The organism is Microcystis sp. LEGE 08355, from assembly GCF_015207185.1.
GTDB lineage: Bacteria > Cyanobacteriota > Cyanobacteriia > Cyanobacteriales > Microcystaceae > Microcystis > Microcystis panniformis.
In genome coordinates this window covers 1-18,783 of the sequence record NZ_JADEXI010000025.1, presented here as the reverse complement: position 1 = coordinate 18,783, position 18,783 = coordinate 1, and the positions used below count along the sequence as shown (strand labels likewise).

Genomic DNA, 18,783 nt, shown 5'->3' with positions numbered 1-18,783 from the left:
GAGTTATACCGTTTCTCATAAGTATGAAGTATAACTGGATTGGGCATCGTCTCCTGATTCCTGACTCCTGACTTCTGGCTCCTGACTCCCGAAACCGACAACTTTGTACCTCACTATTAAGATAATTGCCATAACATGACAGATTATTTAGTTTCCCTGACAATTTGGGCGGGTATTTACGCGATTTTTGCCCTCGGTTTAAATCTACAATGGGGATTTACTGGCTTAATTAACTTTGGTCACGTTGCTTTTGCCACTTTAGGGGCTTATGCAACGGTTTTATTGACTTTACAGGGTGTACCGATGATTTTTGCCGCCATTGTCGGGGCGCTCCTAGGAGCATTGTTGGGATTGGCTATCGGTTTTTCCACCCTGAGATTAAGAGCCGATTATCTAGCGATTGTCACCATCGGGGTGTCTGAGTTAATTCGTTTACTGGTGCTTAACGAGGATTGGTTAACGAAAGGCAGTTTCGGACTACAACGTTATCCCCTACCTTTGGATATAAATCCCAGTTTTCCCGTCAAATTATTAATTATTGCCCTGTTTACCCTGCTTGCTATCTTTGCTCTCTGGCAATTGGGGCGCAATCTGCAACGACAATGGCGCGAAGCTGGGCAAATTAGCGGCAAAAGCTATCAACCGACGCAAAAGAGAGCTTTAATCTTTTGGGGGTTGTTAGGGGCGATAATCCTGCTTTTTCTGTATATAAACGGTGTAATTGCCTTGAATGACTATAATTACAAAGCTGGGTTGATGGTGGTAGTTTTAGTCCTCCTCGCTCTCGTTTATACTGGTTTAGAATTACTTTTGCGATCGCCTTGGGGCCGCATCCTCAAAGCTATCCGGGAAGATGAAGAAATTCCCCGGGCTTTGGGAAAAAATGTCTTTTGGTATAAGTTACAATCTTTGATGTTAGGCGGTGCGATCGCTGGTTTAGCTGGGGCTTTTTTAGCATGGCAATTAACCACTATTTACCCGACTAATTTTGAACCGTTATTGACTTTTAACGCTTGGATTATTATCATTCTCGGTGGCTCTGGTAGCAATGCCGGCACCTTACTAGGATCAATAATTTTCTGGGCTTACGATTCCCTGACTCGTTTTATTCTACCCCAATTAGATATTTTTAATGATAGCCAATTGGGGGCTTTACGGATTATGATTATCGGTCTGCTGCTCATGGTTTTAATGATCTGGCGACCCCAGGGTATCCTCGGCAAAAAAGAGGAGTTAACTTTGGGAAAATAATTAAGTGGTTGGACAAAACTAAATTTAACTGTGGGGTAAGTATTCAGGAGTAAGTATTCAGGAGTCAGGAGATTATTTTTATTTATTCTCCCCACACCCTACACCCTACACCCTACACCCCACTTCCCACTTCATAATTCATAATTCATAATTCATATATGTTACTTTCTGCCAAAGGATTATCGAAAAGTTTTGGGGGCATTCGCGCCGTCAATAATGCTTATTTGGACGTGCCGCAGGGCAGCATCACCGGGTTAATCGGTCCAAATGGAGCCGGCAAAACCACACTTTTTAACCTTTTATCTAATTTTATTCGCCCAGATAAAGGGGAAGTTTTTCTTGATGGTCAGCCCATTCATCAGCTGCCTCCCTATCAAATTGCCCTGAAAGGATGTGTGAGAACTTTTCAAGTAGCAAGGGTATTATCCCGATTAACGGTGTTAGAAAATATGCTCTTAGCTAGTCCGGGGCAAACGGGCGAAAATTTTCTCAACGTCTGGTTTCAGGGGGCAAAAATTCGCCAACAGGAACAGGACAATCATGAGAAAGCTTTGGAGATATTAGATTCGATCGGTCTAGGGGAAAAAGCGCAGGATTATGCGGGGGCTTTATCGGGAGGACAGCGTAAATTATTAGAGATTGGCCGAGCGCTAATGACCGAGCCAAAATTAATTTTATTAGATGAACCGGCCGCCGGAGTTAATCCCACTTTAATCGGCCAAATCAGCGACCATATTATCGAATGGAATCGTCAGGGAATCCCCTGGAATCGTCAGGGAATCACCTTTTTGATTATCGAGCATAATATGGATGTAATTATGTCCCTTTGTCACCACGTTTGGGTATTAGCAGAAGGGACAAATTTAGCCGATGGCATTCCCAGCGAAATCCAAAAAAACGAGCGGGTTTTAAAGGCTTATTTAGGAGACTAAAGCTAATTTTTGCACCTGTTGAACAAAGTTAGCCAGAATTTTTAAGCCATTAGTCGAGGATTTTTCCGGGTGAAACTGCACCGCTACCAAACGATCACGTGCGATCGCTGCTGTCACCGTTTGACTGCCGTGGGTGACGGTGGCGGCAGTTAGATGACTATCAAGGGGATCGACATAATAGGAATGGACAAAATAGACGTGAGGGTGCGGGGGTAATCCCTGCCAAAGAGCATGATCCGGCTGGGTGAAGTCTAATTGATTCCAACCCATGTGGGGAATGGTGATGCGCGGTTCTGAGCGAAAACGGCGCACTGTCCCCGGAATAACCCCTAAACCCGCCTCTTGTCCTTCCTCTGATGAGTCAAAGAGAATTTGTAAACCGAGACAGATACCGAGAAAGGGTTTACCATGAGCGATCGCAGCTTTGATCGGTTTTTCGAGATGACGGCTGCGAATTTGCCGGACAGCAGGATCAAAAGAACCGACTCCGGGTAACACTATAGCGTCAGCTTTTTCGATATCGAGGGGAGAATCGGTAATCTTCGGCACTGCACCCACGGTTTCCAGTCCTTTACAGGCAGAGTGCAGATTTCCCATGTCATAATCGATGACAGCGATTAAGGTCATTGCTATATACTAATCAGGCGATGACCTTATTTTAGAGCAATCACGCTGTTATACCATTTTTCTTTATTCGTGTCCCTCATCCCCTTGCCCCCCCGACGTCCTATCCATTAGTCAGATCTTTCTTAACAAAAAGAGAAGAAACTTAAAAAAAGGGGAAACGATTGATAGGTATAGTTTTGAAAGAAGGAATTAAGGTGGAGGTAAGCAAAAAAATGGAGAAATGGGCAGCCCAAGAACTACAGTATGCAGACCTAGGAGACACCAGAAGAAAGAAAAGGTTAATCAGTATCGTAGAAAACTTGGCCAGTCAACCTAGTACAATTGTGCCACAAGCTTCGGGAAATCTAGCCGCAGCGAGTGCCACCTATGACTTTTGGAATTCCCCCTATTTTCACCCCTCAGATCTAATTGCCGCCCAGGGCAAAAGTACAGTAGAAAGAATCAAAGAACATCCAATAGTTTTGGCAGTGCAAGACACAACAAGTTTAGACTTGACAACGCAAAAAGCCAAAAAAGGAATGGGTTATCTAGATTATAAAAAATCCTTTGGTCTCAAAGTTCATACCACATTAGGAGTGTCACCGCCAGGAATAAGCTAAGACGCATTTAAACCGCTTATTCTTAGATTAGCCGAACCTCCCCCAATCGCTTTACTGTTGCCTTTTGCCGTTCGGACCTCGGCGTTAGCTTTTGTCGAACGCTGATCTCACGGCCGAAGCCTCTTGCCTCTTTCCTTGTCTCAACAAGCAATTTAAATTACGAACAGCTTAATTAGAACTACTTACTTATATAATAGACTACATAAGCTTTATTGATCGCTTTTTTCTATGTCCGAATCAGCTGCTGGAATTTCTGTTTCCAAACCCCAAAATATCTGGAAACGACAAGTTAAAGTCAATCTGAGAAGTCTCTTTAGTACCCTGGGAAAAGCCACTCTTAACGGGGCATTTTTGAAGTGGGATGATCTGGCCGAAAATGGAGTAGAAGTTTTAGATGATCTTGGTTTAAGTCGGACTCCGGGGGAATTAGCGGGTTTATTAATAATTCGATCGCTAATGGAAGCGATGAAAGGATTACTTAAAAGTAATGCTGATTTACTGCCCCAAGAAGTTGAAAAGCTGTCTTTAAAAGAACTTTACCGTCAGATTACCGACTTTTTAGAAGAGCCGGAATTAATTCTCGATCAAGATTTTTTTGAGCATCCCGAAAGATTACCTATAGTCGCACCAATCCAAGCAGCTTTTTTACGGTGGTTAACAACAAATAATTTAATCACTAATTCCCAGGAAGCACAGAGCCTAAGTAACCGTTTACCAGCTTATTTTGTCTTAGCATTGCAGGAACAATGGAAAGATAAACGAGATGAATACAGTCTGCTTTTAGATGAAATCGACACTCCTTTTAACAATGCTTGGAAACGAGAAAGAGGCTGGTTACATTATCGAGCTTGGTTGCAAAAACAGATCGATGAACCTATTTTTTGGGAAACCTTTAGTTTAAAGCAAATTTATGTACCTCTACGGGGATTTTATGAAGAAGAAATCAAAGCCACCCCAGACACAGATTACCATCGAGAGCCATCATATAAACGCATTGTTATCAAGCTCCAAGAGCAGTTAGAAACATGGTTAGAAGCGGCAAAATCCGATGATGCTATCCGTTTATTGACCGGTGGGCCAGGTAGTGGAAAATCCTCCTTTTGTAAGGTATTTGCTGCCCAACAAGCTCGCTTAGAAAAACAAGTTTTATATATTCCCTTGCATCGCTTGAGTTTCTCCACCGATTTAGTAACAGCAGTTAAAACTTTTGTTCAACATGACGGTTTTTTACCAGAAAATCCCCTAGAACCGAGCGATCAAGATTTACGGTTACTAATTATCTTTGATGGCTTAGATGAGCTATCTATGCAGGGAAAAATCGCCCAAGAAGTCGCCCAAAATTTTATTAATGAAGTACGAGAACAGGTCAAAAGTTTTAATAACAATAAAACCCGTTTACAAGTGTTGATTAGCGGGCGTGATGTGGTGGTACAATCCAATAAAAATAATTTTAAAAAACCTCGGCAAATTATCACCATCCTACCCTATTGGGTTGCTAACAGCGATAATTTTAGCGATGACGATAACTTATTAAAAGTCGATCAACGTCATCAATGGTGGCAACAGTATGGGCAAGCTAAAGGTAAAAACTATGCACAATTACCGACAGAATTATCGGGGAAAAATTTACAAGAAATTACCGCTCAACCGCTATTAAATTATCTTATTGCTCTCACTTTTGAACGAGGCGAGGTTCAATTTTCCCAAGAAACTAACCTCAATAATATTTATGACAATTTGCTCAAGGCAGTCTATGAGCGAGGTTATGAAAAAAATAGTCGAGGCCACCGGGCTATAGAAGGGATTACAGAAAAAGATTTTGTGCTAATTTTAATGGAAATTGCCCTTTCCTGTTGGCATGGTAATGGTAGAACCACAACCGTGAGAGAGATTAAAGAACATTGTGAAAATAATGGCTTAAAAAATCTCCTAAAAAATTTCCAAGATAGTTTTCAAAGCGATTCCCAAGGGAGTATCACCCGTCTTTTAACAGCCTTTTATTTTCGAGAAAGTGGCGATTTACGAGGCAGCGAAAAAACCTTTGAATTTACCCATAAAAGTTTTGGTGAATATTTAACTGCCCGCAGAATTGTTGACCGAGTTAAGCAAATTCATAGGAAATTACAAGACAGTGAAAATGATTATGACAATGACTATGATCCCAGAGAAGCTTTAATCGCCTGGGCGACTTTATGCGGACCGACGGCAATAGATGAATATCTTTTTAGTTTTATTGTCAATCAAATGCAATTACAGTCCCCTGATGAAGTGAAACAGTGGCAGAAAACTCTGGGTCATTTAATTGAATATCTTTTGGTCAAAGGAATGCCGATGGAGAAAACAAACTGCCCCAATTTTCAGGAGGAAATGCGACAGGCACGCAATGCCGAGGAAGCTTTATTAGCGGTATTCAATGCCTGTGGGCGAGTCACCGAAGAAATTTTTCCCATTCAATGGCCTTCTCCTGAAGCTTTCGGCAATTGGTTAGCCCGTCTTCAGGGACAAAGAATAGATTATGAGCCTATGTTTGTGTTAGATTGCCTCAGTTTTCTTGATTTACAAAACTGTCTGTTGATATGTCGAGATCTTTACAGGGCAAATCTTGAAGGGGCAAATCTTGCGGGAGCAAATCTGGTCGGGGCAAATCTTGAAGAGGCAAATCTTGAAGGGGCATATCTTGAAGGAGCAAATCTTGAAGGGGCAAATCTGGTCGGGGCAAATCTTGAAGAGGCAAATCTTGCAGGGGCAAATCTGGTCGGGGCAAATCTTGAAGAGGCAAATCTTGCACCGGCACTTCTTACAGGGGCAAATCTGGTCGGGGCAAATCTGGTCGGGGCAAATCTTGAAGGGGCATATCTTGAAGGAGCAAATCTTTACGGGGCAAATCTGGTCGGGGCAAATCTTGAAGGGGCTAATTTTAAAGATGCTAACGTCAAAGGGACGATTCTCGATACGGAAGTTAAAACCGAGTGACTCTTCTAGGTTCTGTGTGATAAGTTTAACTTACTATATGATCGCTCAGTCTTTGTGTCCTTTGTGTCTTTGTGGTTCGTTCCACCCCCCCGCTAGGAAGAATGTATCTTAGAATACATTTTACCCACCAAACCCAAGAGAGCCGATTATCTGGTGAGTGGGGATAAATCGGATTTGCTAAAACTAGCCTCGTAGGTTGGGTTGAGCGAAACAATACGGGGTCGAAAATGGCTCAATTCGATTGAAAAAGCGAAACCCAACCACCCCAACGGTTATTCTTAGTTGGGTTTCACTTCGTTCAACCCAACCTACAGTAATTGCTGCTCTCGTAGGGTGTGTTAATAAAGTATTGACAATGTAAATACATCCTGCCTACACTACAAGTATGGATGTCTATTTTGTCCTCAGTGGCATTACTTTTGTTTGGAATGACGAGAAATCTAGGATTAACCCGATCAACCATGACGGTATTATGAAAGTTGAGGCATTAAAAAAACGACTGGAGAAAAATCGCCCTATGACTACAATCACGATTCGTATTCCCGAAGATGTGATTGAAGATTTAAAGCGGGTTGCACCTTTGCTTGGTTTCTCAGGTTATCAACCTTTGATGCGTGCTTACATTGGACAAGGGCTGCGTGCGGATTTGGAGCGTCTAGAGGGAGATACAATTTCTGCTCTCGTTGCTAGTTTGAAGCGTCATGGTGTGAGTGATGAAGTGCTGCAAGAAGCGTTGAGTGAAGTGACTCCGCGTTAGTTTAGGTTTTCGGCCTCCTAGGTTGAGTTAAGCGAAACAATACGGGGTCGAAAATGGCTCAATTCGATTGAAAAAGCGAAACCCAACCACCCCAACGGTTATTCTTAGTTGGGTGTAAAGCACCTTATCTGAGGTTAAAATTTATTCTTTCTAATTGTTGCTAGAAATGGGTTATGATGTTTATGCGTTTAGGGGCTAAAGGAGAAAAATCATGGTACGTTGGTCACTAACCGGATCAGCTTTAGGACAAAAAGGCGCAAAAAAGGGATACTTTGAAGAAACGTCACAAAGACTGAGCTTTGAAGAAACCGTGGATTCTGTCCAAGAACGTAACTCGCGTTATTCCGAGGAAGAAATCGAAGAATCTATCAATGAGACTATCCGAGAAACTCGTGCTGCGTCTCGTTCTTGATACCAATATTCTAATTTCTGCACTGTTACGCAAAAACACACCGCCTTATCTTCTTTATACAGCTTATCCCTACCTAGGATGAAAATAATTATAAATTTCCTTAGCTAATTGTTCCCCAATTCCTGTCACCTGTTGCAATTGTTCTAGGGAAGCTTCGCGAATATAATCCAGAGAATGAAAATGAGCTAATAAATCTTTTTGTCGCTTAAAACCTAAACCCGGTATCTCATCCAGACGGGAACGGCGACTTTTTTGCATCCTTTGTTGTCGGTGAAAGCTAACAGCAAAGCGGTGCGCTTCATCCCTGACTCGACGCAATAATTGCACTCCGGGTTGTTCCTTATCTGTCTCTAAAGGAGAGGATTCTCCTGGTAAAAAAATCTCCTCTCTCTGTTTAGCTAAACTAACAACTTTTACCTGTTCTAATAAATTCATCTCCTCTAAAACTGCCACCACGGCCGATAATTGTCCTTTTCCCCCATCAATCATAACCAAATCGGGAAAATCATCACTTTCGGCAATATTATCGGGATTTTCGGCATAACGACGAAAACGCCGGCGAATTACTTCTGCTAAACTGGCAAAATCATCGGAATGGCCGATTTTAACCTCGGGATTTTTGATTTTATAGTGACGATAATGTTGATTAGCGGCCACCCCATCGATAAACACCACTCCCGACGCGACTGCATTAGAACCCTGAATATGAGAAATATCATAACCCTCGATGCGGTGCGGCACTGCCGGTAAATCGAGAATTACCGCTAAATCCTGCAAAGACTGTAAATCCCGGTCGGCGCTTCTTTTCGTCTTTTCTAACTCATAAAGAGCGTTTTTCTCCACCATAGCTAATAAATCCGCTTTACTTTGCCGTTGGGGAACAGTTAACTCGACTTTGCGACCCTTTTTTTCCCTTAACCACCCCGCTAACACCTCACCTTCCGGTAATTCGCAGGGTAACAGGATTTCGCTGGGAATTTCCACCCCTTCCACCGATAAATAATGTTCTTCCAGGACTTTTTGCAGGATTTCTCCCTCGTTTGCTGACTGACTATCGGCAAAAAATCCCAAACGTCCCACCAAACGACCAGAACGCACTTGGAATAATTGTATGCAACAATGCTGCTCGTCCTTAGCTAAAGCGATCGCGTCCCGGGATACGGTATCATCAGGTAAAGAGACTTTTTGATCGGTATTAAGGGCCTGTAATCCGCGAATTTGATCCCTAATCGTGGCCGCTTGTTCAAAATCTAGGTTTTCCGAGGCTGCGAGCATCTTTGTCGCTAATTTGTCTAATAATTCCCCCGTCCTTCCCTGAAAAATCATCGCCACTTTCTGCAAGGTTTCTCGATAATCCTGGGGACTAATTAATTTTTGACAAACCCCCGGACAACGACCGATATCATAATTTAAACAGGGACGGTCTTTAAAAAGAGGTTGGGGACGTTGACGCAGGGGAAAAGTGCGTTTAATTAGGTGTAAAGTGTGGCGCAGCAGCCTAGTATCGACGTAGGGACCATAATAACGGTCTTTTTGGTTATTTATGCTACGTTTGCGGGTGATAAAAATGCGCGGGTAGGTTTCCGACCAAGTAATACAAATGTATGGATATTTTTTATCGTCCTTGAGGAGAGTATTAAAATGGGGCTGATGTTGTTTAATTAGATTAGCTTCCAGGGCCAAGGATTCTGCTTCCGTGTCGGTGACGATAAATTCAATTTCTGTCACCTGTCTCACCATCAAAGCAATGCGGGGACTGAGGGGTTGACTGGGACGAAAATAGGAACGGACTCTAGACCGGAGTTTTTTGGATTTACCGATGTAGAGAATTTCGCCATTTTGGTCGCGCAGGAAGTACACCCCCGGTTCGAGGGGAATTTCCCGAAGACGATTTTCTAGGCGATCGAGGTCTTGGATTAGGGTAGAGTTAAGATTATTCCCGAACATCTTTTTATATTAGGGTTTGCGGCAAAAAGTTTGTCTTGGGTGTGGGGTGTGGGGTGTAGGGTGTAGGGTGTAGGGTTTTACCGATTTTCAGGGAAAAAGTCCAGGAATTTTCCCCCCAATTACTCCAATGGCCGGTACTTTTGGGTTTCAAAAAGGTCTAACAGTCTTATCGAACAATGTTTTTAGATTTATTCAGCAAACCCTATATTAGACAAAAAATTACGCCAGTGGGTATTAGCTGACGTTTGGCAAGATATTCGGGGCAAATCTTCACAAAAATTAATAGGCTTCCGATTCGATTTGCTTAATCGGGACGAAACATTCCCCGGGGAGAAGAATCGGTTTATTGTTAAAAATTAATTGACCGCGATGATTGTCGCGGTTAATAGCGACACCGAAAGGACGTTTACTAACTCGGCTATTGAGGGTACAGTAGATGCGATAAATGCGTCTGGCTGCCCTTAGGACAGTAGGATCTAACAAAATTGGGATTTCCATATCGACACGCTGTTGTTCTGTTTTCTGGGATAGGGCCACCATCTCACTCGTCTCCCCACGATTAAATTGACGTATTTATTAAATCAATGGTATATGACGATTTCCGAATTTGTCACTTTTGTTAGGATTCTAAAACTTTCAGGATGGCCTGGCCCATAGCTTGGCATCCCACTAAGGTCATACCTTCTGAGAAAATATCTCCAGTACGATAACCAAACTCTAAGACTTTTTCGACGGCTTTTTCCAGCGCAGCTGCCGCTAAAGGCTGATTTAGCCCATATCTTAACATCATAGCAGCACTGAGAATCTGGGCGATCGGATTGGCCTTATCTTGGCCGGCGATATCTGGGGCCGAACCGTGGACAGGTTCAAAAACTCCCACCCCAGCAGTCCCTAAACTAGCGGAGGGTAACATTCCGATACTACCCGTTAACATGGCCGCTTCATCGGAGAGAATATCACCGAATAAATTGCCCGTGACGATAGTATCAAATTGTTTGGGGGCCCGGACTAACTGCATGGCTGCGTTATCGACGTAGAGATGGGAAAGTTCCACATCGGGATAATTAGCGGCTATTTTCGTCACCCGGTCGCGCCAGAGTTGGGAAACATCAAGAACATTAGCTTTATCGACGGAACAGAGTTTCTTACCGCGTTTTTGGGCAATTTCAAAGGCCACCTTAGCGATGCGGTCCACCTCCGATTCTAAGTAAACCATCGTATTTACACCGCATTTTTCTCCCGTTTCCGTCTCAAAAATTCCCTTCGGTTGACCGAAGTAAACACCCCCGGTCAATTCCCGGACGACCATGATATCCACTCCCTCGATAATCTCCCGTTTGAGACTAGACGCGTCGATTAATTGCGGAAAAATGGTGGCAGGACGTAAATTAGCAAAAAGACCTAAACCGGATCTTAAGCCTAATAATCCCGTTTCTGGCCTTTGCTGCCGGGGTAAATTATCCCATTTATAACCCCCGATAGCGGCCAGGAGAACAGCATCACTATTTTTACAGGCGCTCAGGGTTGCTTCGGGGAGAGGACTGCCGGTTTCATCAATGGCTGCCCCTCCAATTAAAGCGGTTTGGAAGTCAAACTGGAGGTCAAATTTTTTAGCGATGACTTTCAGTATCTCTACGGTGACAGCGAGGATTTCCGGCCCGATGCCATCGCCGGGTAGTAGGGTAATGCGATACTGTTGCGTCATAGTTCTAGAACGGTAAAATAGGTCAGACTCTTGATTATAACATAGTTAGGGTTGGCTGAATAAATCTAAAAACCTTGTTGGATAAGGCTTTTAGACTTTTTTCCCATCAAAAAGTGCCAGCGATTGCAGTGATTGGGAGGAAAATTCAGATACTTTTTCCCTGAAAATTAGGTCATTGAACCCCTGAAAATCGGTAAAACCCTACACCCTACACCCTACACCCCACACCCGGCCTCCAGGAAAAACTTTTTCAGCAGACCCTAATTAAACAAGCAGTTAATCCCCAATAACTACACTAATTCCACATGGGAATCATCCCCGATCATAAAGCGTAAAGCTTTTGGACGTTGGGGAGCAATTTCTAATTTTGCCCGTCGTCCGATAACACTATCAACTATGCGCTGATGAATGCCAATAATCGTGGCATCTTTGAGAATTACACTGTGTTCTATGTCGGCATCGATTAATTTTGTGCCATTAGCTATACTGCTATAGGGACCGATAAAACAATTCTCAATGTGACAATTTTCTCCAATAATGACAGGGCCGCGAATGGTACTATTAATAATTTTACTACCCTGACCAATTTTTACCCGTCCGATCACCTGACTATTAGGATCAATTTCTCCTAGTAAAGCGATTTCTAGACTGGTATCGAGGATAATCCGATTTGCTTCTAATAAATCATCTTTTTTCCCCGTATCTAACCACCAACCTAGTAGTTTATTGGCTTCTACTGCTTTATTTTGATTGATTAATTCTTGGATAGCGTCGGTAATTTCTAACTCACCCCGGCCCGAAGGTTGAATAGATGCGATCGCTTGGTGAATGGTGGGGGCAAAAAAATAAATCCCCACCAAAGCTAAATTTGAGGGGGGTTCTTTGGGTTTTTCGACTAGGTATAAAACTTTGCCGGTTTCATCTACTTTTGCCACCCCAAAAGCACTAGGATTAGACACTTTTCGCAGGAGAATTAAAGCGTCAAGAGACTGTTTGTGGAAAGAGTCTAAAAAGGGCGATAAATCATCCTCGATTAGGTTATCACCCAAGTACATAATAAAGGGGGAATCTCCTAGGAAAGATTGGGCAGTTTTAACCGCGTGAGCTAATCCTGCTGGTTGATCTTGGCGAATATAAGTTATCTTAGCGCCAAACTGTTCACCACTGCCCGTGGTCTGACGAATTTCTTCCCCGGTTTCGGGACTGATAATAATGCCAATATCGGTAATTCCTGCGGCGACAATTGATTCGATTCCATACCATAAAATCGGTTTATTGGCCACGGGAACTAACTGTTTTGCCCCAGTATAAGTTAGGGGACGTAACCTCGTACCTTTACCACCGGATAAAATTAGTGCTTTCATAGTTTTAAAGATTAAATAGTTGGTTGAGCATAGCTTTGAGAGAATCTCGCCAATAGGGAGGAATATAACCCAATTGTTGCGAGATTTTTTGACCAGAAAGAACCGAGTAGGCCGGACGCACTGCCGGGGTAGGATATTCAGCAGTAGTAATGGGAATTACTCTCTGAATTTTTAAGGGAATACCGCTTATTTTTGCCTCCTCAAAAATCGCTTTAGTTAAATCAAACCAACTGGCAACACCGCTATTAGTAAAATTATAGATTCCTGCGGGATTATCGACATTAATTAAAAGCTGAGTAATGGCCGTGGCGATATCTTTGGCCCAAGTGGGACTTCCCACCTGATCCACTACTACTTTTAACTCCTCTCTTTCCTTGCCTAATCTCAGCATAGTTTTGACAAAATTACTTTTGCCATAACTGCCATAAACCCAAGCAGTACGCAGGATAATTGCCTGAGAATTAACAGTTTTAATCTCCTCTTCTCCCCTTAACTTTGATTGTCCATAAACCCCTAAAGGATTAGTTAGATCGGTTTCTAGATAGGGGGTATTTTTCCGACCATCAAAGACATAATCGGTGGAAATGTGGAGAAATTTAGCTTGAATTTTCTCGGCAGATTCCGCCATGATTTTTGGGGCTATAGCATTGATAGAATAGGCTAAATCTGGCTCGATTTCGGCTTTATCCACTGCCGTATAAGCGGCGGCATTAACCAGATAATCGGGGTGAATTTCCCTAATTAACTGGCTGATTTTTTCCGAGTTAGTTAAATCTAGTTCTTCTCGACCGATACTAATAACTTCGCCCCACTGGGGTAAAGTTACCTGTAACTCTTGTCCCACTTGACCTTTAGCACCAATTAGTAAAACTTTTTTCATCGTCTTTAGGGGAAAACTTCCACGGATTTAAAGGGTTGTCCAGCTTGGTCTTTAGGGGAGAGAATCGGGGGGGTATCTAGGGGCCAATCAATCCCTAAATCAGCATCATTCCATAAAATAGTTTTTTCGTATTGGGGATAATAATAATTAGTGGTTTTGTAGAGAAATTCGGCTCGTTCAGAGAGAACTAGAAAGCCATGGGCAAAACCTTCGGGAACCCAGAAAATTCGTTTATTTTCCGCACTTAAAACACAGCTTACCCATTGCCCAAAAGTGGGGGAACTTTGACGCGCATCCACGGCCACATCAAAAACACTACCGCTCACTACTCGCACCAGTTTACCCTGGGGATTGGGGATTTGATAGTGCAATCCTCGCAGGACATTTTTTAAGGACATAGAGTGATTATCCTGGACAAAAGTGGTATTAACCCCAGTTTTTTCTCGAAAATCTTTCTGATTAAAACTTTCCAAGAAAAAACCTCGATCGTCTCCGTAAACTTGCGGTTCAATGATTAAAACATCAGGAATTTCCGTGGGAATAACTTTCATAAAATCGGAGACGATATAACTTTTGCGGGTAGTTTAGCACAAAAGAGTATTTTTTTCTAAAGTTTTTTATTAATCTTTCCTCGGTAACTGAACAATGATAAGATGAGCCTAACTTAGTTAGAGCATAAACGACGTGGTACAAGTCTCTACACACACCGCTACTCAATCTATCCCCATGGAGGGAGAAGCCTTAAAAAACTGGTTACAGACTAGGGCTAATCAGATTATCGCCGGCGATCGACTCAGTAAGCAAGAAGCCCTGGCTTTAACTGCGATCGAAGGTCAGGAAAATATTTTCAGCTTATGTGAGGCTGCCGATCGCATTCGTCAGGCCTGTTGTGGCAATACTGTGGATTTATGTAGCATAATCAACATAAAATCGGGAAGTTGTTCGGAAAATTGCAGTTTTTGTTCCCAATCCGCCCACCATCCCGGACAAGATTCGCCTATCTACGGTTTAAAAAGTCGCGAGGAAATCGTCAGCCATGCGAAAGCGGCAGCCGACGCGGGGGCCAAACGCTTCTGTTTAGTTAGTCAAGGCCGGGGATTAAAGTATAATAGCCCTAAATCGCAGGAATTCGAGGAAATACTGGCCACAGTTCAAGAAATCATCGAAACAGCCAAGATTAAACCCTGTTGCGCCTTGGGAGAGTTAACCCTTGCCCAAGCGCAGGCCTTAAAAGAAGCTGGAGTTACCCGTTATAATCACAATCTGGAAGCTTCCGAGAATTTTTATCCTAACGTCGTCTCCACCCACAGTTGGCAGGATCGGGTAGAAACGGTAAAAAACCTGAAAGCGGCGGGAATTCAAGCTTGTACGGGGGGAATTATCGGTATGGGGGAAAGTTGGACTGATCGCATTGATTTAGCTTTTTCTCTGGCGGAATTAGCAGTGGAATCCGTGCCGATTAACCTATTAAACCCCAGAAGTGGCACCCCTTTAGGTCATTTACCCAAACTGGACCCTTTTACTGCTCTAAAAGCGATCGCTATTTTCCGGTTTATCTTACCCCAACAAATCCTCCGTTATGCCGGGGGACGAGAGGCGGTGATGGGAGAATTGCAAAATCTGGGGCTAAAATCGGGAATTAATGCTATGCTGATTGGGCATTATTTGACCACTCTAGGACAACCCCCCCAACAGGATCAGGCGATGTTGGCTGATCTTAGTTTAATAGGAGGAGAAGCCCCCATCCCCGGTGAATACCAACCCCAACAGGCAACCTAAATCACGTCGAGGACGAGGCTCTCCGCCCCGGCGCACTTCCGCATCGGTTCCCAATGAGTTAATCTGGGCCTTGATTGGTTTGTTGCTGACAATTTTTGGTACATTTGTTCCAGTTAGCCTGGCTAGTTGGTCGGCTACGGGTCTATCTTCGCAAAAACTAGGCATAACTTACCAAATTGGGGCAGTATTGTTAACGGGCTGTCTGGGGGGCAAAAATGCCGGGCTTCTTGCCCAGGTGGCCTATATTTTTCTCGGTTTAACTTGGTTGCCTGTGTTTGCTCAGGGTGGGGGAATAGGTTATCTGAAAGAACCCAGTTTTGGCTATATTTTAGGCTTTATGCCGGGGGCATGGCTGTGTGGTTGGTTGGCTTTTCGCTGGCGTGCCAAGATAGAAACCCTAGCTTTAAGTGCTTTTGCCGGTTTGTTAGTGATTCATCTGTGCGGTTTATTATATATGCTGGGATTGTCGATTTTTCAGCCCCAAGCCGGTCAAATCACCTTTCCCGATAGTTTGCCCACCCTATTTATGAATTATTCAGTCTGGCCATTTTTAGGGCAATTAGTAGTAATTTGTGTGGTGGTAATTATTGCTTTTTTCTTCCGTAAATTATTATTTTATTGATGCCACAGCCAATGTTAAACAAGAATCGCTGGTTTTGGATAGTGGCGGTGATTGGATTAATTTTAGACCAAGTAACTAAGTATATAAACGTGCAGAGTTTTGAGCAAATCGGTGATACTTTTCCGATTATTCCGGGGGTTTTTCATTTTACCTATGTGATTAATACTGGGGCGGCTTTTAGTGCTTTTCGGGGCGGTGTTGGTTGGCTAAAATGGCTATCCTTATTAGTTAGTTTGGGATTAATGGCTTTTGCTTACTTTGGACCCCATTTAAGTCGTTGGGAACAATTAGCCTACGGTTTTATTTTAGCAGGGGCTTTCGGCAATGGTATTGATCGCTTTTTGTTTGGTTATGTGGTGGATTTTCTCGATTTTAGATTGATTAATTTTCCTGTTTTTAATCTGGCTGATGTTTTTATTAATATCGGGATTATTTGCCTCTTAATTTCTACCTTTCCCCACAAGTCAAGGGTCCCGTAGGGGCGAAGCATTCGAGCGATAACCTATCGCTGAAACCGTAGATTTCCTATCCGAATGCTTCGCCCTTACTTTTTCTGTTCAAATGCAAGTGGAGTGACTCTTAAATTATTACAGATATATCAGCAGCCGTCTGTAAGCATCCCACCGAAAAACTAATGCGCTCTGAGGTTTGGGGGCGGCACTTCGACACGCTCAGTGACCGCGCCACGCCCCCAACGGGTAGGGTTGATTCATGAATCAACCCTACCCCTGCCTCCTGCCCCCTGCCTCTGTTATACTCGATCGGGTGAGCAATGCCCACCCGAAAAACTATGCTTCTGTTGCAGAATTAGAGCGATCAAATTTACTAACTAACTGAGGATTTTCTGACCAAGCATCGATAACACTCATATTACCATTGAGAAAATTCTGTTTAATAGCGCGACGTTGAATTTTGCCGCTGGCAGTTTTGAGAATTGTTCCCGATTTAGCTAAAACAATGGCATGGGTCATAATTTCGTGTTCTTCGGCGATTTCTTGACGGATATCGGCGATTAATTTAGCCGTATCTAATTCGCCGCTGCGACGTTCTAATTCCTGGACAATAACTAACTGTTCTTCCCCATTATCTTCAATGGAAAAAGCCGCACCATAATCGGGACGAAAAACCTCATTAAGATGCTGTACTGACCATTCTAAATCCTGGGGATAATGATTACTGCCACGGACAATAATTAAATCCTTAATCCGTCCCGTGATATGTAATTCCCCATCGAGAAGAAAACCTAAATCTCCGGTGCGTAAAAACGGTCCTTCTCCTGTATCAGCAAGATAAGCTTGAAAAGTTTCTTTGGTTGCGTCTTCCCGTTGCCAATATCCGGCGGCCATACTGGGGTCACTGGCCCAAATTTCGCCCACTTCATCGGCTGCACAAAGGGTGAAAGTATCGGGATTAACCATAGCTATACGGGTATCACAGACGCGACGACCACAACTGGGGACGTATCTAACTCCCGTGGTTCGAGCGGAGCCTACAGGGACAATTTTACCGCGTTCGTAGGCGGTTGCATCCAAAGCGGTGATAATTGGGGTGGTTCCCTTGGGTTTATTAGAAATCAAGAGGGTATATTCAGCTAATCCGTAGGCAGGGGCGAAAGTTTGCCAAGAAAAGCCATAATCTGCAAAAGTATCGACAAATTTGGCCATTACCTTCGGGTTAATCGGTTCGGCGGCATTTCCCGCGGCCTGCCAACTGCTCAGGTCTAATTCCGCTAAATCGGCAGCCTTAATCCTACGAGTACAAAGATCATAGGCGAAGTTGGGGGCTTGACTATGGGTAACTTTGTACTTAGTAATATTTTTTAACCACTGCATCGGACGCTTAATAAAAGCAAAGGGAGACATCAGATAGCAGGGTGTACCGTTGTAGAGGGGGACGGTGATACCTTCGACTAACCCGTAATCGTGGAAATAGGGCATCCAAGTGAGGGTAACGCTATCCGGTTCGTAACCACAAGCTTTTTGCAAGTAACCGCAATGGTGCATCAGGTTAAAATGACTTAACATCACCCCTTTGGGGATATTAGTCGAACCGGAGGTATATTGCAGATAAGCAAGCGCCGATTTATCCACCTGGGGATCTTGCCATTGATCCGCCAGCGAAATATCAATGCTTTCGGTAGTAATCCATTTCATTTGGTCGAATTCTGGAAATTCTTCCTTAACACCTTCAATAAGAGTCAGAATACTTTCGGTAACTAGGGCAAAGGTGGCATTAGCATCCTTGACAATTGCCCGTAAACGGGGCAGAGTGCGCTTAAGTCGTCCCGATTCCGGTGGGGGGACGGGAATGGCAATCACTCCCGCGTAGAGACAACCACAAAAAGCGGCCACTACTTCTAAACTTTGAGGATAGAGTAATAGGGCGCGTTCCCCTTGGGCCTGGTATTTTTGCAAATAGGCGGCGATTGCTCTTGCTTGGCGATCGAGTTCACTGTAGGTTAAAGGTGGGGTTTCTTTTTTACCATCGATAAGAAAAGTGTAGGCATGGCCGTCCGGTTGTGTCGTGGCGCGGTAACGTAAGAGTTCTACTAGGGTTGCGGGTTGAATTAGGGTTTCAGTCATCGTTGTTATCGGGCTTATTGGCGCTATTGTATAGAAGTTTTAACATATTTGCCCATGGCGCTAGGATAAAGTGCGAAAGGCGATCGGTCAAGGTCTAGGATTAAGTTATTGGTTAAAATCCCGCCCGCCCTATCTCTGCAATTGTGGTAAAAAGCTATAATTAATCAATCCTAAAATACCGGGAAAAAGTCATGACAGCCCTAGACATAATCCCAGAAGTTGCCTGTCCCCCCACAGATTTATGGAGTGATGAACCACCCTTGGCAAGTGATCTACACCTGCAACAGATCATCATTCTCCTTAGTTGTCTAGAATTATTATGGCGCGAGAGGAGTGATTACTACGCTTCGGGA

General features: G+C 43.5%; 16 protein-coding genes and 2 pseudogenes. 10 read left to right on the top strand and 8 right to left on the bottom strand.

The features are described 5' to 3' along the window. The first annotated feature begins 135 nt into the window (after window positions 1-135). Window positions 136-1,251: a branched-chain amino acid ABC transporter permease gene (locus IQ242_RS02385; RefSeq protein WP_002786566.1), complete on the top strand. Its 1,116-nt coding sequence runs from the start codon at window positions 136-138 to the stop codon at window positions 1,249-1,251. Between the two features lie 158 nt (window positions 1,252-1,409). Next, the gene (locus IQ242_RS02380; RefSeq protein WP_193958904.1) at window positions 1,410-2,183 is read left to right on the top strand and encodes an ABC transporter ATP-binding protein; all 774 of its coding nucleotides are present in this window, start codon (window positions 1,410-1,412) and stop codon (window positions 2,181-2,183) included. On the opposite strand, the gene hisH is transcribed toward IQ242_RS02380, so the two are convergent. Next, complete coding sequence (gene hisH / locus IQ242_RS02375; RefSeq protein WP_193958903.1) at window positions 2,172-2,810, bottom strand: imidazole glycerol phosphate synthase subunit HisH; 639 nt, start codon at window positions 2,808-2,810, stop codon at window positions 2,172-2,174. The genes IQ242_RS02380 and hisH overlap by 12 nt on opposite strands. 212 nt (window positions 2,811-3,022) lie before the next feature. Here hisH and IQ242_RS02370 point away from each other — a divergent pair. The 4 genes and pseudogenes from IQ242_RS02370 to IQ242_RS02355 all read left to right on the top strand — a co-directional run. Further along, window positions 3,023-3,403, top strand: a pseudogene (locus tag IQ242_RS02370) (transposase DNA-binding-containing protein); the annotation flags it as partial. Between the two features lie 234 nt (window positions 3,404-3,637). Further along, the gene (locus IQ242_RS02365) at window positions 3,638-6,382 is read left to right on the top strand and encodes a pentapeptide repeat-containing protein (RefSeq protein ID WP_193958902.1); all 2,745 of its coding nucleotides are present in this window, start codon (window positions 3,638-3,640) and stop codon (window positions 6,380-6,382) included. 472 nt (window positions 6,383-6,854) lie between these two features. Next, window positions 6,855-7,139: a hypothetical protein gene (locus IQ242_RS02360; protein WP_043995575.1), complete on the top strand. Its 285-nt coding sequence runs from the start codon at window positions 6,855-6,857 to the stop codon at window positions 7,137-7,139. A 211-nt stretch (window positions 7,140-7,350) separates the two neighbouring features. Then, entirely contained in the window at window positions 7,351-7,551 is a 201-nt protein-coding gene (locus IQ242_RS02355; RefSeq protein ID WP_193958901.1) for a hypothetical protein, read from the top strand. Window positions 7,552-7,620: 69 nt separating this feature from the next. On the opposite strand, the gene uvrC is transcribed toward IQ242_RS02355, so the two are convergent. The 6 genes from uvrC to rfbC form a co-directional block, all read right to left on the bottom strand. Continuing rightward, window positions 7,621-9,498, bottom strand: coding sequence for an excinuclease ABC subunit UvrC (gene uvrC / locus IQ242_RS02350; protein ID WP_193958900.1), 1,878 nt, complete (start codon window positions 9,496-9,498; stop codon window positions 7,621-7,623). A 279-nt stretch (window positions 9,499-9,777) separates the two neighbouring features. Further along, on the bottom strand, window positions 9,778-10,038 hold the full coding sequence (locus IQ242_RS02345) for a hypothetical protein (protein WP_002742418.1): 261 nt from the start codon (window positions 10,036-10,038) through the stop codon (window positions 9,778-9,780). Window positions 10,039-10,117: 79 nt separating this feature from the next. After that, on the bottom strand, window positions 10,118-11,203 hold the full coding sequence (leuB, locus tag IQ242_RS02340) for a 3-isopropylmalate dehydrogenase (RefSeq protein WP_193958899.1): 1,086 nt from the start codon (window positions 11,201-11,203) through the stop codon (window positions 10,118-10,120). Window positions 11,204-11,493: 290 nt separating this feature from the next. After that, window positions 11,494-12,567 carry a glucose-1-phosphate thymidylyltransferase gene (locus IQ242_RS02335; RefSeq protein ID WP_193958898.1) on the bottom strand — a complete coding sequence of 358 codons (1,074 nt, stop codon included), beginning with the start codon at window positions 12,565-12,567 and terminating at the stop codon, window positions 11,494-11,496. Window positions 12,568-12,571: 4 nt separating this feature from the next. Then, the gene (gene rfbD / locus IQ242_RS02330) at window positions 12,572-13,447 is read right to left on the bottom strand and encodes a dTDP-4-dehydrorhamnose reductase (protein ID WP_193958897.1); all 876 of its coding nucleotides are present in this window, start codon (window positions 13,445-13,447) and stop codon (window positions 12,572-12,574) included. A gap of 5 nt (window positions 13,448-13,452) precedes the next feature. Then, a complete protein-coding gene (rfbC, locus tag IQ242_RS02325) occupies window positions 13,453-13,998 on the bottom strand; it encodes a dTDP-4-dehydrorhamnose 3,5-epimerase (protein ID WP_193958896.1) in 546 nt (181 codons plus the stop codon). 133 nt (window positions 13,999-14,131) lie between these two features. On the opposite strand from rfbC, the gene bioB reads away from it, so the two are divergent. The 3 genes from bioB to lspA are packed head-to-tail and all read left to right on the top strand — an operon-like array spanning window position 14,132 to window position 16,327. Further along, window positions 14,132-15,226, top strand: coding sequence for a biotin synthase BioB (gene bioB / locus IQ242_RS02320; RefSeq protein WP_193958895.1), 1,095 nt, complete (start codon window positions 14,132-14,134; stop codon window positions 15,224-15,226). Beyond that, on the top strand, window positions 15,198-15,848 hold the full coding sequence (locus tag IQ242_RS02315; protein ID WP_193958894.1) for a biotin transporter BioY: 651 nt from the start codon (window positions 15,198-15,200) through the stop codon (window positions 15,846-15,848). Before bioB ends, IQ242_RS02315 begins: the two co-directional genes overlap by 29 nt. Window positions 15,849-15,859: 11 nt before the next feature. After that, entirely contained in the window at window positions 15,860-16,327 is a 468-nt protein-coding gene (lspA, locus tag IQ242_RS02310; RefSeq protein ID WP_193958893.1) for a signal peptidase II, read from the top strand. Window positions 16,328-16,636: 309 nt separating this feature from the next. Here the strand turns inward: lspA and IQ242_RS02305 are convergent, their stop codons facing one another. After that, window positions 16,637-18,430, bottom strand: coding sequence for a fatty acyl-AMP ligase (locus IQ242_RS02305; protein ID WP_193958892.1), 1,794 nt, complete (start codon window positions 18,428-18,430; stop codon window positions 16,637-16,639). 191 nt (window positions 18,431-18,621) lie between these two features. Here IQ242_RS02305 and IQ242_RS02300 point away from each other — a divergent pair. After that, window positions 18,622-18,783 (top strand): annotated as a pseudogene (locus IQ242_RS02300) (Uma2 family endonuclease); the annotation flags it as partial.